Annotated in this window: 14 protein-coding genes; 4 read left to right on the top strand and 10 right to left on the bottom strand. The window is 72.7% G+C overall.

Going from position 1 to position 14787, the window contains the following annotated elements; genetic code table 11:
* Positions 1-198: 198 nt before the first annotated feature.
* Positions 199-1272 carry a ribosome small subunit-dependent GTPase A gene (gene rsgA, locus C7C45_RS13260; RefSeq protein WP_110563960.1) on the bottom strand — a complete coding sequence of 358 codons (1074 nt, stop codon included), beginning with the start codon at positions 1270-1272 and terminating at the stop codon, positions 199-201.
* Between the two features lie 178 nt (positions 1273-1450).
* On the opposite strand from rsgA, the gene C7C45_RS13265 reads away from it, so the two are divergent.
* Both C7C45_RS13265 and C7C45_RS13270 read left to right on the top strand, forming a co-directional pair.
* Complete coding sequence (locus tag C7C45_RS13265) at positions 1451-2167, top strand: maleylpyruvate isomerase N-terminal domain-containing protein (protein WP_110563961.1); 717 nt, start codon at positions 1451-1453, stop codon at positions 2165-2167.
* Between the two features lie 7 nt (positions 2168-2174).
* Positions 2175-2828: an MBL fold metallo-hydrolase gene (locus tag C7C45_RS13270; protein ID WP_110563962.1), complete on the top strand. Its 654-nt coding sequence runs from the start codon at positions 2175-2177 to the stop codon at positions 2826-2828.
* A gap of 244 nt (positions 2829-3072) precedes the next feature.
* Here C7C45_RS13270 and C7C45_RS13275 read toward each other — a convergent pair whose 3' ends face one another.
* Both C7C45_RS13275 and C7C45_RS13280 read right to left on the bottom strand, forming a co-directional pair.
* The gene (locus C7C45_RS13275) at positions 3073-3681 is read right to left on the bottom strand and encodes a DedA family protein (RefSeq protein ID WP_110563963.1); all 609 of its coding nucleotides are present in this window, start codon (positions 3679-3681) and stop codon (positions 3073-3075) included.
* Positions 3682-3784: 103 nt separating this feature from the next.
* A complete protein-coding gene (locus C7C45_RS13280; RefSeq protein WP_110563964.1) occupies positions 3785-4480 on the bottom strand; it encodes a class I SAM-dependent methyltransferase in 696 nt (231 codons plus the stop codon).
* 181 nt (positions 4481-4661) lie between these two features.
* Between C7C45_RS13280 and C7C45_RS13285 the strand changes: the two genes are divergently transcribed.
* On the top strand, positions 4662-4865 hold the full coding sequence (locus C7C45_RS13285; RefSeq protein WP_007462771.1) for a cold-shock protein: 204 nt from the start codon (positions 4662-4664) through the stop codon (positions 4863-4865).
* A 49-nt stretch (positions 4866-4914) separates the two neighbouring features.
* Here C7C45_RS13285 and C7C45_RS13290 read toward each other — a convergent pair whose 3' ends face one another.
* From C7C45_RS13290 to C7C45_RS13310, 5 genes are all read right to left on the bottom strand, one after another.
* On the bottom strand, positions 4915-6255 hold the full coding sequence (locus tag C7C45_RS13290; protein ID WP_110563965.1) for an MFS transporter: 1341 nt from the start codon (positions 6253-6255) through the stop codon (positions 4915-4917).
* Positions 6252-6827 carry an ArsR/SmtB family transcription factor gene (locus C7C45_RS13295; RefSeq protein WP_110563966.1) on the bottom strand — a complete coding sequence of 192 codons (576 nt, stop codon included), beginning with the start codon at positions 6825-6827 and terminating at the stop codon, positions 6252-6254. The genes C7C45_RS13290 and C7C45_RS13295 overlap by 4 nt, the downstream gene beginning before the upstream one ends.
* A gap of 104 nt (positions 6828-6931) precedes the next feature.
* A complete protein-coding gene (locus C7C45_RS13300) occupies positions 6932-7813 on the bottom strand; it encodes a hypothetical protein (protein WP_110563967.1) in 882 nt (293 codons plus the stop codon).
* 175 nt (positions 7814-7988) lie between these two features.
* Positions 7989-9644 carry a CocE/NonD family hydrolase gene (locus C7C45_RS13305; RefSeq protein ID WP_110563968.1) on the bottom strand — a complete coding sequence of 552 codons (1656 nt, stop codon included), beginning with the start codon at positions 9642-9644 and terminating at the stop codon, positions 7989-7991.
* A gap of 3 nt (positions 9645-9647) precedes the next feature.
* Positions 9648-10163: a MarR family winged helix-turn-helix transcriptional regulator gene (locus tag C7C45_RS13310; RefSeq protein WP_110563969.1), complete on the bottom strand. Its 516-nt coding sequence runs from the start codon at positions 10161-10163 to the stop codon at positions 9648-9650.
* 123 nt (positions 10164-10286) lie between these two features.
* On the opposite strand from C7C45_RS13310, the gene C7C45_RS13315 reads away from it, so the two are divergent.
* The gene (locus C7C45_RS13315; protein WP_110563970.1) at positions 10287-12413 is read left to right on the top strand and encodes an MMPL family transporter; all 2127 of its coding nucleotides are present in this window, start codon (positions 10287-10289) and stop codon (positions 12411-12413) included.
* 42 nt (positions 12414-12455) lie between these two features.
* On the opposite strand, the gene C7C45_RS13320 is transcribed toward C7C45_RS13315, so the two are convergent.
* The gene (locus C7C45_RS13320; RefSeq protein ID WP_110563971.1) at positions 12456-13331 is read right to left on the bottom strand and encodes a lytic transglycosylase domain-containing protein; all 876 of its coding nucleotides are present in this window, start codon (positions 13329-13331) and stop codon (positions 12456-12458) included.
* 33 nt (positions 13332-13364) lie between these two features.
* A complete protein-coding gene (locus C7C45_RS13325; RefSeq protein WP_110563972.1) occupies positions 13365-14783 on the bottom strand; it encodes a DedA family protein in 1419 nt (472 codons plus the stop codon).
* Between the last annotated feature and the right edge of the window lie 4 nt (positions 14784-14787).

Consider the following 14787-nt stretch of genomic DNA (forward strand, 5'->3'; position numbering starts at 1 on the left):
TCTGTCCCGCTCTGGGGTGATTCTGAGCGGTCGTGCGGGCGCGGAAAACACGCCTCGGCAACTCTAGCCCCGAGGTACGACAGTTTCCCCCGCCCGCACATTCCCCCAGCTCAGCCCGGTCGGCCGCGCCGTTCAGATGCTCTTGGCCGCGCGAGTCGCACGCCCCGGCCCAGCAACCCCCGAGCGACGCGCGTCGACTCAGTAACCCCCGGGCGAGGGGGGCCGGGCTGCCCGCCGCCGGGCCGAGCGCCACCCACCGCGCCGCTCCGCCGCCAACCGCGCCTCCCGCCGTCGACTCTCGTGGGACACCTCCCCCTGCAGCCGTCGCCAGCTCTCCCACCGGCGGGTGGAGAGTTCGCCGGTCTGCAGCGCCTCGCGGACCGCGCAGGCGGGCTCGCCGTCGTGCCCGCAGTCGGCGTACCGGCAGCCCTCGGCCAGCCCGGCGATGTCGGCGAACGCCCGGTCGAGCCCGGCCGCGCCGTCCAGCAAGCCGACCGCCCGCACACCGGGGGTGTCGATCACCGCGCCGCCGCCGGGGATCGGTACGAGGGCCCGCCAGGTGGTGGTGTGCCGACCCTTGCCGTCGACCCGCCGGATCGGCTGGGTGGGCATCATCACCGCCCCGGCCAGGGCGTTGACCAGGCTCGACTTGCCGGCGCCGGACGGCCCGAGCAGGCCGAGTGTGCGGCCGGCCGTCACCTCGGCGCGCAGTGGCTCCAGCCCGATGCCACGTTCGGCGCTGACCGGCAGGACCGGCACGCCGGGGGCGACCGCGGCCAACTGGCGGGCCAGCGCAGCCGGGTCGGCCGCCAGGTCGGCCTTCGTCAGTACGACCAGCGGCCGGGCGCCGGACTCGTGGGCGAGGGAGAGCAGCCGTTCGATGCGGCTCACGTCCGGCTCGGGGTGCACCGGCTCCACCACGGCGGCCGTGTCGAGGTTGGCGGCCAGCACCTGGCCGCTGGCGTCCTTGCCGGCGGTACGGCGGATCAGCGCGGTCCGCCGCGGCAGCACCGCCTCCACGGTGACGCGCCGGTCCGGCCAGTGGGTGAGCAGCACCCAGTCCCCGGCGCAGGGCAGCGCGGACGGGTCCCGGGCCGCGGCGGCCAGCACCGCCCCGCCCAGGCTGGCCCGGACCGGGCCGGGCGCGGTGAGCACCGTGCAGACCCCCCGGTCGACCCGGGCCACCCGGCCCGGGTGGTGGTGCTCGCCGCGTCGCGCGGCGTACGTCGCCCGCTCGGCATCCCAGCCGAGCGCGGTCAGATCGATCGTCATGGCATCCTCATCGGTGTCGAAGCTGGTGATGGCGGAACACGCGTGCCACGTCCGGCATGATCACCACCTCCGTCCGATGTCCCGGTGCCGCGTCTGCCGCTGACGGTAGGTCCCGCGCCGACGCGCCGAAAGCGATTTCCCCGGCGACGGCACGACGGCGGACCGCTAGGGTCGACGGGTGACCACGGATCCGCTCCTGCTGATGGGCGAGGTGGACGCGGCCACCAGCCGACTCCTGCGTACCGCCGCGTCTTTCGACGCCGCGGACCTGGCCGCCGCGTCGCTGCTGCCGGGCTGGACGCGCGGCCACGTGCTGGCGCATCTGGCGCGCAACGCCGACGGCTTCGTCAATCTGCTCACCTCGGCCCGCACCGGCGAGGCGCTGCCGATGTACGCCTCGTTGGCGGCCCGCACCACCGACATCGAGACCGGCGCGGGCCGACCACCCGCCGAGCACCTGGACGATCTGCGGCGCACCGCCGACCGGTTCGCCGAGGCGGTCGCGGCGATGCCCGCGCAGGGCTGGGCGGCGACGGTGCAGGCCCGTAAGGGCCCGTGGCCGGCCGCGCTGCTCGTGTGGGGTCGGCTGCGCGAGATCGAGGTGCACCACCTCGACCTGGCCGCCGACTACCGACCCGCGGACTGGTCGGAGACGTTCGCCCACCGGCTGCTGCGCGAGGCCGCCAGCCACCACGCCATGGGGCCGACGCCGCCGTCGTTGGTGCTACGCCTCGACGGCGGCGTGCACGAGGTGGTGATCGGAGAGCGCGTCGGCGCCCCGATCGTCGCCGGTCCCGTCCCCGACCTCGCCGCCTGGTTGATCGGCCGTGCCGACGGCGACCCGCTCTCCGTCACCCCCGACGGTCCCCTGCCTACTCCACCGGAATGGATCTAGAAACGTCATGACATACAGCGGAGACGTCACCCACGGCGGCGCGCCTGCGGTACGCGAGTTGGACGGGCTCACCATCAGCAAGCTGTCGGTCGGCCCGATGGACAACAACGCCTACCTGCTGCGCTGCACGGGCACCGGTGACCAGGTCCTGATCGACGCCGCCAACGAGGCGCCCCGGCTGCTGGATCTGATCGGCGACGGGGGGCTCACCGCCGTGGTGACGACCCACCAGCACATGGATCACTGGGTGGCGTTGGAGGAGGTGGTCGCGAAGACCGGCGCCCGGGCGCTGGTGCACGCCGACGATGCGGCCGGGCTGCCGATCGAGGCGGAGCACCTGGCCGACGGTGACACCGTGCCGGTCGGCGACTGCGCGCTGGAGGTCATCCACATCAAGGGGCACACCCCGGGCTCGATCGCGTTGCTCTACCGCGACCCGGCCGGCACCCCGCACCTCTTCACCGGCGACAGTCTTTTCCCCGGTGGAGTTGGGAACACGGACAAGGACCCGGAGCGCTTCGCCGCGCTGATCGACGACGTCGAGCACAAGCTGTTCGACCAGCTACCGGACGACACCTGGTTCTACCCCGGCCACGGCAAGGACAGCACCCTGGGAGCGGAACGACCGTCCCTCCCCCAATGGCGAGCCCGAGGCTGGTAAACCCGAGGCTGGTAAACCCGAGCCCCGGCCAGCCCGGCCCCGCCAAATCACCACACGCTGACCAAGAACCACCAAGATCAAACCCCGTCCGTGGTGGCGGCTCCCCCGAACGAGCCGCCACCACCGACGGGGTCGGGGCCTGCCGTGCCCGGCGCAGGGATCAAGCCTGACCGCCCGGAGCCGGGCACGGCAGGCCCCGACCCCCCACCGCAACCAGCAGCAACAGCAAGGCAAGCCCCAGCCCTCAGCCAGCCACCGAGAACAACCGCCGCCGCGCCCCCAGCAGCACGACGGACGCCAACACCAGCCCGACCCCCATGGTGACCAGCAGCGGACTGGGCTCCCCGGGCAGCAGCCCGGCGAGCGACCGGGATGCGGTGCCGAGCGCGAGGTAGAGACCGGCCCAGGCGGTGGCACCGAGGGCCGCGCAGCCGAGGAATCGTCGGTACGACATCCGTAGTCCGCCGGCGGCCAGCGGGAGTAGCGCGTTGAACACGGGCAGGAACGGCGCGACGACCATCATCCGGCCGCCGCCGCGGCGCAGGATTCCCTCCGCGGCCGTCCAGCGCGTCTCGCCGATCCAGCCGCCGATCCGGCTGTGTCGCAACCGCTCGGAGTAGCGGCGGCCGATCAGGAAGCTCAGCGACCAGCCGGCCAGGCAGCCGACCAGCACCGCGGCGAAGGTGGCCAGCCCGGTGGTCGGGCGGCCCACCCCGACGGCGGCCAGGATCGCCACGTCGCCGGGGACCAGGACACCCAGCAGGGGTACGGCATCGAAGAGCATGACGAGCCCGAGCGCACCCATCAGCAGCAGAACGGGCAGTTCTCCGATCTGGGCCAGCCATTGCGTCATGCCTCGTACGCTATGACCGCCGCACCACCCTGGGCATCCGGTCGTAGCCCCCATCCACCCCTGGTATCCGCCTCGGGGTCGCCCCTGAGGCGGCGCCCCCACCTCAGGTGGGTCGCAGCACCTGCACTCGGCGTAACGACGAGTCGACCGACGGTTCGGTGGTGGGCACCGGGTAGTTGGCCAGCACCGTCAGGCGGTCCGCCGGTAGGTGCCCCCGGCCGGGGTCGCCGACCAGCACCTCGGCGCCCCCGGCGGCGGCTCGCTGCAGGAACGGCAGCATCCGGTCGGCCATCGCGCGGTCGTAGAAGACGTCCCCGGCGACCACCAGGTCGGCCTCGGCTTCGGTGCTGTCGAGCAGGTCGTCTCCGACGGCGTCGACGGCGACCCGGTTGGCTCGCGCGTTGAGCGTGACGGCGGCGACGGCGTAGGGGTCGATGTCGTTGGCGATCACCCGTGCGGCACCGGCCAGCGCCGCGGCGATGGCCACCAGTCCCGATCCGGCGGCGAGGTCGAGCACCCTGCGTCCGGCGGCGAGTTCCGGGTGGTCCAGGAGGTGGCGGGCCAGGGCCTGGCCTCCGGCCCAGGCGGACGCCCAGTACGGCGCTGGCAGGGCATGCCCGACGGCGGCCTCCATTCGAGCCCACCAGACGATCGCGTCCTCGGCCAGGTGCAGCCGCACCTCGGGCACGAACGGGGTGGGCACCAACCGGAGCCGATCCAGGCCGGCGCCGGGCGCGTCGATCTCGCGCTCAAGCTCGGTCAGCGCGTCGGCTGCGGCACCCCTCATCGGCGCAAGCATGCCCCAGCGGCGGGTGATCGGGGCAGCTTTCGGATGCCGACGCGCAGAGTTCACCCGACTTCACACGAAGACCTACGGCACTTCGGCCAGCGGATTGGGGTTTTGCCCGTTACTGTCGGACAGGTACGGGCGATCATCGGCCAGAGGCCGAGGGTCAGCCGCTTTGAACAGGGAGAGATGCATGGCAACCGGCACGGTTAAGTGGTTCAACTCGGAAAAGGGCTTCGGCTTCATCGAGCAGGACGGTGGAGGGCCGGACGTGTTCGTCCACTACTCCGCCATCGCTTCGAGCGGCTACCGGGAGCTCAACGAGGGCCAGAAGGTCGAGTTCGAGGTGACCCAGGGGCAGAAGGGTCCGCAGGCGGACAACGTCCGCCCGATGTAGCTCCGTGCCGGTGACGGCGGCCGGTCCTCCGGCCGCCGTCGCAGCGCACTCAAGACGCCGCCGGGGCGGCGGGCAGGTCCCGCCGCCTCCGGATCGGTCCGATCAACAGAATCAACGGGGTGAGCGCCAACCAGGCGGTCATCACTCCGATTGCGGTCGTGACGCCGTAGCGCGCGCCGATCGCACCGGCCAGCACGGCCGCCACCGGAATGGTGCCGTAGTTGAGCAGTTGCATGCTCACCGTCACCCGGCCGAGCAGGTGGTGCGGCGTGTAGGTCTGCCGGAAGGCACCCTTGACGACGTTGCCGATGGCCACGCCGAGGCCGATCAGCACCCCGCCGAGTGCCGGCCAGATCAACCCGACGCCGGGTGCGGCGAGCGGGATGAGCAGCGCCGGCGGGCCGGTGAACACCGCCCCGATCAGCAGTGCCCGCGCGGTGCCGCAGCGTCGGCCCAGCGTGGTGGCGAGCAGAGCGCCGATGATCCCGCCAGCGCTCATCACGCCGACCAGCGCGCCCACCAGGCCCGGTTCCAGGCGCAACTCGCGGACCAGGAAGACCACCAGGACGGCCTGGTAGCCGGTCAGCCCGATGTTGCTGGCCGCGCCGAAGAGGGTCAACACCCGCAGGTACGGGTCTCGGGCGACGAAGCGCAGCCCCTCGGCGATGTCGCGGCGCAGTGACCGGGACCGTTCCACTCGGCGGACGCGCGGTTCGACGGTACGGATCCGCAGCAGGAGAACCGCGGAGACCAGGAACGTGAGCGCGTCCAGCAGCAGAGCGGTGACCGCACCGATGAGCTGGGCGATCAGGCCGGCGACGCCGGGCCCGACGATATAGCTCGCGGTCTGGGTCGCCTGCAGCTTGGCGTTGCCCTCCGGCAGTTGCTCGGGTCGCAGCAGCACCGGCAGGTACACCTGGTCGGCGGTCTCGAAGAAGACCCGCGCGACGCCGGCGCTGAGGGCGACCACCAGCAGGTGCACGACGGTGAGCCGGTCCAGCACGGCGGCCAGCGGCACGCTGAGGAAGGCCAGGGCGCAGAGCAGGTCGCAGACCACCATCACCGGCCGACGGGGCAGCCGGTCCACCCATGCGCCGGCCGGCAGGCCGATCAGCAGCCAGGGCAGCCAGGCCGCGGCGGTGAGCACCGCCACCTGGAAGGTGCCGGCGTCGAGGACGGAGACCGCGACCAGGGGCAACGCGACCGTGGTGACGTTGCTGCCGACGCTGCTGACCGCCTGACCGGCCCAGAGCAGCCGAAAGTCCCGGTGCCGCAGCAGCCCTCCGGCCCGGCGGGCCGAGGCCGAGGTAGGAGCCGGAGCCGAGGTAGGAGCCGGAGCCGGAGCCGAGGCCGAGGTCGGGGTCGGGTCGCTGCGGGTGTCGGCGGTCATGGGCGGGCCGGCACGCCGTGGACGAACACGAAGACCGGCCGGCGGTCGGCACCGTCGTCGGGCAGGTCGCGGTTGGCCCAGCGGGCGAGCAGGTCGATCATCTCGTGACTCAGCTCGGCCAACTCGTCCGGCGTGAGGCGCAGCCAGTGGTCGGTGGAGAACGCCGCGTCGTTCCAGGTGGCCTGCACCGACTCGTCGGCGGCGTGCCACGCCCGGGCCAGGGCGACGTGCCGGTCCAGGTTGAGCGAGGTGGCGGCGTCGGCGACCGCACGGGCGGCCGGGTCGGCGTCGAAGTCGGTGTTGGACCAGCGCAGCCCTCGGGTGACCAACTGCCACCAGCGCTCGCGCCGATCCCGGGCCAGTTCGGGGGCCTCGGTGACGAGGTCTGCGGCGGCGAGGACCTTGAGGTGGTGGCTGACGTTCGCGGGTGCCTGGTCGGTGCGGTCGGCGAGCTGGCCGACGGTCGAGGGGCCGTGCACCTTGAGCACGTCCATCAGGCGGCGGCGTAGCGGGTGGGCCATGGCGGCGAGGACCCGCGAGTCGGTGATGTGACGTACGTCGGGGCTGTCCATGCCGCCAGAATGACATCCGCAACGATCGTTGCGCAATGCTTATTGCTCAACAACCGTTGCGGATGCCGGGAGGGGCGACCCGGCGGGTACGAGCCGCCCCTCGCTCAGACGGCCAGTCGCCGCGCCAACTCGTCGGCGACCTGCTTGGCGAGGGTGGCCGGGATGGCCGCCGCGATCTTCTCCGGCGGCAGGCCGGCCAGCACGCCCTGGATCACCGCAGGCTCGTCGGTGAAGTCCCGGCCGGAGAAGACGGTCAGCGCCGCCTGCAGCGCGGTCAACTGCGCGCCGAGGCTCTTGAGGTTCGGGTGGCCGGTGACCGCGGCCCCGGTGTCGTCCCGACCCTCCGCCATCCGGGTGTAGATCTGCCCGATCGGGTTGCGGCCGTCGAGCACGGTGATGTTCTTGTGGACGGTGGCCAGCCAGGTGTGTTCTTCGGGGGTCATGTCGATCTCCTCCAGGAGTCCGATGGAGCTGAGGTAACGACGGAACAGCGGCCGCTGGTCGCGGCCCGCCTTGGTCGCGTCACGAAAGAAGCTGAAGTGGGTGTGCCAGCGGTGCGAGCTGTCGCCCGTGCTGCGCTTGCCGAGACGGTCCCACCGCTTCACGGTCGAGCCGTCGGTGCTGTAGATGATCTCGCGGATGTCCCGGGTGTCGGCCGCGTTCGCGGCGCACTGCCCGACACACCAGAGCGAGAAGCTGGCCAGGGTGTGCGTCCGACCACCGGAGCGGACCTCGAAGCCGCCGACGTCCAGCGCCGCCGCGTCGAGGGTCAGACCAGCCTTGTCCCGGGGTGACTCCGCCACCGAGTAGTCGTTGGCGTCCAGCCGGTCCGACCCGCAGTGGTAACCGCCCCGGTGGGCGGGATCCCCGACGATGCCGACCTCCGCCGGCTCCAGGTCTGCGGCACGATCGGTGTTCGGGTCGATGTTGAGGTGGGCGAGGAGCAAGCTGCGGACAGCTAACAGATTGGACGGGGCGCGAGTCATCGGCCCCCCTCTCAGACAGTACGGGGACCAGAAGCGATGTCACACCGCGTGTTCGCGGTGCGGGCTTCAGGTAGGGCCCGGTCCAACTCGTGCCTGACGCCGGGCGATGGCTCAACCATAACCCCATCAATACATGAATGCCCAGGTCAGAGCGACTTTATTTCTGATTCGGAGATCACCGACCAGAGTGGATGATCGGTAACAGCACCGCGGAGGGGTGCGCCGGGTCATGCAGGATCTGCCGCCAGCCGGCACGCAGCGTGACCGCCGTGCCGAGAGGCTCGCCGGTGCCGGGGTTACGCGCCCACCGCGGATGGGCGCCACCGGCGACCTGCACCCGCAGCCGGTGTCCGGCCGCGAACCGGTAGGCGGTCGGCCAGAGCGAGACCGGAACCCGCAACGCCCCGGACGCGGGGAACCGCTCGGGTGTCACCCGCACCAGACCGTCGCAGACGTTCCACGAGCGGCCCTGACGGTCCACATCACACAGTCGAACGTAGACGTCCAGGTGCGGCAGCTCGCTGCGGACGTGGATCTCGGCGCGTACCGGACCGATCACCTCGACCGGGCCGGTCAGCGGGGCGCTGGTGTAGGTCAGCACGTCGGGGCGAGCCTCGACGTGCCGGTTGTCCACCGGGCCGGCCCGCTTGGCGACGAGTAGCGGCCCGCCCAGCGACGGGGTGGGGTCGGCCGGGTCGTACCGGAATTCGTCCGGCGCCGACGGGACCGGCTGGCGCACCGCCAGCTCACCACCCGCGTGCAGGTGCCAGGCGGTCTCGACCGCTGGAGGTGGCCAGTCCGGCAGGTCCCGCCAGCCGCCGCCGGGACCACCCACGTACAGCCGGACCGGGGCGGCGGCACGCGAGGGCCGACCGGCCGGTGGCGTGGCCAACAGGTGCTCGTCGAGCCAGGACAGCCCCTCCCGCAGCGCGGCCACGAACAGTCCGGGGCTGCCGTGTGTCCAGGGGCCGATCACCAGGCGTGGCTCCGCACCGGCGGCCCGCAGGGTGGCGTGGTCGTCGAGCTGGGCGGGCAGGAAGATGTCGTGCCAACCGGTGACCATGACCACCGGCGCCCGCACCAGGGGCACCCGGTCGGCGAAGACCCGGTTGCGCCAGTACCCGGCCTCCGGGTTGTGGTGGCGCAGCCACTCCTGGAAGAACGGGATGGTCACGCCGGTGGCCACCCGGTCGGCATCCATGAGGGGCAGGTGTTCGAGCGCGGCGGCCAGCCGCGGCTGGCCACGCTTGAGCTCCCGCTGCCGGGCCAGCCACGGCACGGTCTGCGCGTGTAGCAACTCCGCCCAGGTCAGCACGGTGTCCAAGGCGAAGGACTCCCCCGCGTACGTCGAGTCCCGGGTGGCCGAGGCGGTCACCACCGCGACCATCGCACGCAACTCCTCGCCGGCGTCGGCGGCCAGCGCCCACTGCGCGAACCCCTGGTAGCTGACCCCGAACATGCCGAGCTGCCCGGACCACCAGGGCTGGCGACGCAGCCAGTCCAGGGTGTCCAACCCGTCGTCGCGCTCGTGCACCAGCGGGGCGAACGTCCCACCGGAACCACCGGTGCCCCGACAGGACTGGATCACCGCGTGCCGGCCCCGCGCGGCGAGCAGCCGGCCGAGCAGCCGCAGTGGTCCACCCCGCCCGTACGGGGTGCGGATCAGCACGGTCGGTGCGTCCCGGACCTTCGGGGCGTAGTGATCGGTGCGCAGCACCACGCCGTCGCGGGCCCGGACCGGAAGGTCGCGAGTGACCCGCACCGGGCGGGAGCGTGTCGGCGGCAACCGCAGCGCGACGGCGGCGAGGCGGGTGACGAGCCGGGGCGGCACGGGTCAGCCCGTCGACCGGCGGGACGACTCGGGTCGGGCGGCGCGCATCGCGTCGCGGTGGCCCCGCAGCGACTCGCTCATCTCCGCCACGAACCGGTGCACCACCTCCAGCTCGTCCTCGCCGAAGCGGGCCATCACCGTGTCGGTCCGGGCGCCCAGCGGCTGGAAGAACTCCATGGCCAGGGCAGCGCCCTGGTCGGCGTAGTGCAGCAGCACCTTGCGGCGGTCGACGGTGTCCCGGTCCCGGCGGATGTGGCCGGCCCGCTCCAACCGGTCGATCAGGGCGGTCACCGAGCCGGAGGAGAGGTTGAGCTGCTCACCGAGGCGGCCGGGGGTGATCGGGTCACCGAGCAGCTCGGCGTCCATCACCGCGATCAACGCCTGCAGGTCGGTCGGGTTGAGTCCGTGCAGGTTGGCGAAGGCGTGGCCGACCTGCTGGGCGTCCACCGCGTACCGCCGGAGGTTGTTGGTGATCTCCGCGACCAACTGCTCGCGGCGCGTTTCGCGCCGCCGGTACATGCCGTGAGTCGCCACCTCGCGCCGCTCTTCCCGTCGTCGGTCCCCCGGGTTGCAGCATAGAACAGCCCTCGATAATCTCGGCTATCAAGATACTTGTACTTCAAGGGACCTTGGGGTCAGTTGATGTCTGTGTTCACCAGAGTCACCCGCGGCCGGTTGGCCGCCTGGCTCACCGTCGCCGCCGCGATCGTCGTCGGCGCGGCCGTCTTCGGAATGCCCCGGCCGGACAACCCGGCGCCGGTCTCCGCGACCGGTCTCTCCGTGCGGTGGCAGTCGACCCAGGTGCAGCGTCTGCAGGACCAGCTCCCGTCCCGTGACGTGCAGCCGGCCATCGTGGTGGTGAGCCGCGGCGACGGCGGCGCGCTGAGCGAGGCCGACCGGAGCACCGTCGGTGTCCGCGCCGACGCCCTGCGCCGCTTCGCGGTGGGCGGGCAGATCAGCCCCGTCCAGGTGTCCCCGGACGGCACGGTCGCCCTCGTCGCCGTGCCCCTCGACACCGTCGGTGGACAGGAGGACGTCACCGACACGGTCACCCGGCTACGCGCCGCCCTGGCGGACCTGCCCGACACCCTGACCGTCGAGGTGACCGGCGCCCCGGCCTTCACCGCCGACCTGTCCTCGGTGTTCGACGGCGCCGACGTCACCCTGCTCGCGGTGACCGCCGCCGTGGTCGCGTTGCTGCTGCTGATCACGTACCGCAGCCCGTTCTTGTGGATCGTCCCGCTCGTGGTGGTCGCGGTGACCGAGCAGATCACCCTGCGCGCGGTGGACACGATCGTGCCGGCCGTCGGGATCAACCTGCAACAGGGCCAGGTCACCGGCATCGCCAGCGTGCTGGTCTTCGGCGCCGCCACCGACTACGCCCTGCTGCTGATCGCCCGCTACCGCGAGGAGCTGCGGCGCGCCCAGGACCGGTTCGTGGCGATGCGCGCGGCGCTGCGCCGTACCGCCGAGCCCATCCTGGCCAGCGCTGGCACCGTGGTGCTCGGCGTCCTCACCCTGCTGCTCAGTGAACAGGAGACCAACCGGGCGCTGGCGGTGGCCTGCGCCGCAGGTGTGGTCTTCGCCATGCTCTCGGCGCTGTTCGTGCTCCCCGCCGTGCTGGTGCTCCTCGGTCGGCGCCTGTTCTGGCCGTTCGTACCCCGGGTCGGTGGCCCGGCCCGGGAGGGTCGGCTCTGGGGCCGGCTGGGCGCCGCCGTGCACCGCCGACCGGTGGTGATCGCGGTGCTGGCCACCCTACTGCTCGGCGGCCTCGCGCTGGGCGGGCTCGGCATCCGCACCGGCCTGTCCGAGACCGAGCAGTTCCGGGCCGCGCCCGAGGCCGTCACCGGGGCGCAGGCCCTGGCCCGCGCGTTCCCCGCCGGCACCACCCAGCCGGTGGCGGTGCTCACCAACCCGGCGGCCGTCCGCGCGGTCACCGACGCCGCCAGCGGCGTGCCCGGGGTCGCCTCGGCACGTCCCGGCGACGCGGGTGCGGCCGTCGCCCAGGTCGACGTGGTGCTGAACGCCGAGCCGGGCACCACCGCCGCGGACCGCACCATCGAGGCCCTGCGTACGGCGGTCGCCGCGGTCGGAGGCTCCGCGCCGCCCGCCGTCGACGGTGCCGACCTGCCGTCCGGTGCGCTCGTCGGCGGCACCGTGGCCGCCACCTACGACTCGGAGATGGCCAACGACGCCGACCTGCGGCTGATCCTGCCGATCATCCTGCTGCTGGTCGGCGCCGTGCTCGTGCTGCTGCTGCGTGGCCTGCTCGCACCGGTGCTGCTGGTGCTCACCGTGATCGCGTCGTTCTTCGCGAGCCTCGGTGCGGCATGGCTGCTCTTCGACCACGTGCTGGGCTTCCCGGCACTGGACAGCGGTGTGCTGCTGCTCGCCTTCGTGTTCCTGGTGGCGCTCGGGGTGGACTACAACATCTTCCTGGTCACCCGGGCCCGGGAGGACGCCCGCAGCGGGGGCACCCGCGAGGGGATGCTCTCCGCGCTGCGGGTCACCGGTGGGGTGATCACGAGCGCCGGAGTGCTGCTCGCCGCGGTGTTCGCCGTGCTCGGCGTGCTGCCGCTGATCACGCTGACCCAGATCGGCATCATCGTCTGCATCGGCGTCCTGCTCGACACCCTGCTGGTCCGCACGGTCCTGGTACCGGCGCTGGCGTTCGTGCTCGGCGACCGCTTCTGGTGGCCCGGCCGGATCACCCGCGACCGCCCGGAGGACAACTCGGCGTCGCCGGAGCCGGTCGCCGCACGCGACTGACCGACGGGGGCCGTGGCGACACCGTCACGGCCCCCGTCGAGGTCAGTACTCGAGGCAGACGCACTCGCTCATCAACGCCCGCACGTTGCGCACGTACGACGGGTTGGGGATGGCCAGCGGCTCCCCCTCCTGCGCCACCGCCCCATGCCCGAAGTTGTACGCGGCGATGACCGCGTTGAGCAGGCAGGAGTTCAGCTCGGCGGTGCACAGGGCCGGGTCGAGGCGGAAGTCGGACTCGAAGTACATCTCGCCGATGTACCTGGTCGCCCAGGCCAGGTAGGTGGCACCGAGGTAGGCGTTGTCCCGGTAGTCGTCGATCCGGTAGCTCTTCTCGAACCGCTGGTTCATCCAGGTCGCGGTGTCCGGCATCACCTGCATCAACCCGACACCGCCGTCGCAGGCGTAGATGTTGGACTGCCAGCCGCTCTCCTGCCACGCGGTGGCCTTGAGCAGGTTGAGCGGGATCTTGATGTCCGGCGCGGAGACCGGCCAGTAGACGCGACCGGCCGCGTCGGTCAACGCGGCCTTCACCTCGGCCCGGGTCGCCTGGGTGCCCTTGTAACTCGGCTTGCAGGAGCTCGGGGCTGGCTTCGGCGGGGCCGGCGGGACGTTGGTCTCGGTGGGCGGCTTCGCCACCGCGAGCGGCTTCGGCGCCGTGCGGGTCGACTTCTTCGTCGGCTTCGCGGTCGGGGTCGCGCGATGGCTCGGCGCGGCACCCATCGACTCCACCGCGCTCAGCGACGGGCTCGGCTCCGCGGTGACCTCATCGGTGGGGGCGTCCGTCGGCGCATCGGTGACCGCGACCGGGGCGGCCACGTCCTGCGGGCTCTCCCCCGGGGCGGCGCAGCCGACCAGCGCACTCGCCAGCAGGATCCCGGCGAGCACCGCAGCGCCCCACCGACCGGTCCGTCGAAACATGTCGATACTCCCCCGTGTGATCGTCGCCGCACCCTAGCAAGGTTCCACCGGGCGGCGGTGCCCCTGCGACGGAGGACGGGCCGGATCAACATGCTGCTCCCGGTCCCCCACCGCCCGGTCCCGGGTGGCCCAGGCGACGATGAACACCACCGTCCAGAGCACCCCGAGCAGCACCGCCGCGGCGGTCCCGCTCGCCGTCTCCAGGCCGAGGTAGAGCCGCGCGCCGCCGATCCCGAGCAACCCGGCGGCGGCGGCCGTCCAGGCGGCCACCGCCACCGGCCAGCGGGCGCTTCGCGACACCAGCCAGGCCAGGGTGCAGAAGCTCGCCGCGACCACGGCGTTCTGCGTCGAGAGCGGGACCGCGTCGCCGCCACCCGGTGCGGTCCCGTGCGGCCCGGTCACCTCGGCCACCACGGCCAGCACCAGCAGCGGCACGAACGCGCCCACCGTGCCGACCACGCTGAGCAGGTCCGCGCGCCAGGGCCGGTTGCGCCACGCCAGCACCGCGGCCACCAGCGCCACCAACACGATCAACACCCACCCGCGTACCAGCGACACCACGAGCATCGTGGCGTCGGCGGCACCCGGGGTACGCCGGGCGGCGAACCAGCCCGCGACAGCGTCGTCCAGCGCGGCCAACCCACTGTTGCGGATCGCCACGGCGAGCAGCCCGGCGATGGCGAGCCCGGCGGCGAAGAGCAACAGGAGCCCGGCGGCGAGATTGAGCAGCAGCGTCCAGGCCGGCCCGATCCGCATGGCCACCAGGAAGAACAGCACACCGTAGCGGGCGGTGAGCCAGCGCACCGGCGGCAGCGCGCCCGCCCGGGACAGCAGGGCGCGTACCGGGTCGGGGTTGCGACCCAGCCACCGGCCGGCGAGCACGACTCCCAACAGACCGGCCAGCAGCAGCAGCGCCACCCCGGTGGCGCGACCCAGCAGCCGGGAGACCGTGTCGTACGACTCACCGGCGAGGTGACCGAGCAGGACCGAGCCGCCCACCCAGGTCACCACTCCGGCCAGGTTCCACAGCGCGAACCGTCGGTACGGCATGCCGGCCGCACCGGCCAGCCGGGGCACCAGGGTGCGGGCGAAGGCCACCCAACGGGCGGCGAACACGCCCCGCCCACCGAGCCGGGCGAGCATGGCGTCGGCCCGGCCCCAGCGCTCGGGCCCGACCCGGTGACCCAGCCCGGCACGCAGCCGGGGCCCATAGCGTCGTCCGGCGCGGAAGGCCAGCCCATCACCGAGGACCGCGGCGAAGATCATCGCGAGCAACGCCGGCCCGAGCCGCAAGGTACCGTTGTAGGTGAGGAAGCCGACGAGCAGCAGGGTAGCCTCACCCGGCACGAGCAGGCCGAAGATCACCGCGGTCTCGCCCGCCACGATCAGCGCGGCGACCAGGTAGATCCACAGGGCGGGCAGGCCCTGCACCCAGGTCAGCAGGTCATGCACTCAG

This window comes from Micromonospora arborensis, from assembly GCF_003205615.1.
Lineage (GTDB): Bacteria > Actinomycetota > Actinomycetes > Mycobacteriales > Micromonosporaceae > Micromonospora > Micromonospora arborensis.

Bases quoted from the DNA above. Each gene is read 5' to 3' on its own strand.
- rsgA (WP_110563960.1), bottom strand. From the start codon at position 1,272: ATGACGATCGATCTGACCGCGCTCGGCTGGGATGCCGAGCGGGCGACG.
- C7C45_RS13270 (WP_110563962.1), top strand. From the start codon at position 2,175: ATGACATACAGCGGAGACGTCACCCACGGCGGCGCGCCTGCGGTACGC.
- C7C45_RS13275 (WP_110563963.1), bottom strand. From the start codon at position 3,681: ATGACGCAATGGCTGGCCCAGATCGGAGAACTGCCCGTTCTGCTGCTG.
- C7C45_RS13280 (WP_110563964.1), bottom strand. From the start codon at position 4,480: ATGCTTGCGCCGATGAGGGGTGCCGCAGCCGACGCGCTGACCGAGCTT.
- C7C45_RS13285 (WP_007462771.1), top strand. From the start codon at position 4,662: ATGGCAACCGGCACGGTTAAGTGGTTCAACTCGGAAAAGGGCTTCGGC.
- C7C45_RS13290 (WP_110563965.1), bottom strand. From the start codon at position 6,255: ATGACCGCCGACACCCGCAGCGACCCGACCCCGACCTCGGCCTCGGCT.
- C7C45_RS13295 (WP_110563966.1), bottom strand. From the start codon at position 6,827: ATGGACAGCCCCGACGTACGTCACATCACCGACTCGCGGGTCCTCGCC.
- C7C45_RS13300 (WP_110563967.1), bottom strand. From the start codon at position 7,813: ATGACTCGCGCCCCGTCCAATCTGTTAGCTGTCCGCAGCTTGCTCCTC.
- C7C45_RS13310 (WP_110563969.1), bottom strand. From the start codon at position 10,163: ATGTACCGGCGGCGCGAAACGCGCCGCGAGCAGTTGGTCGCGGAGATC.
- C7C45_RS13315 (WP_110563970.1), top strand. From the start codon at position 10,287: ATGTCTGTGTTCACCAGAGTCACCCGCGGCCGGTTGGCCGCCTGGCTC.
- C7C45_RS13320 (WP_110563971.1), bottom strand. From the start codon at position 13,331: ATGTTTCGACGGACCGGTCGGTGGGGCGCTGCGGTGCTCGCCGGGATC.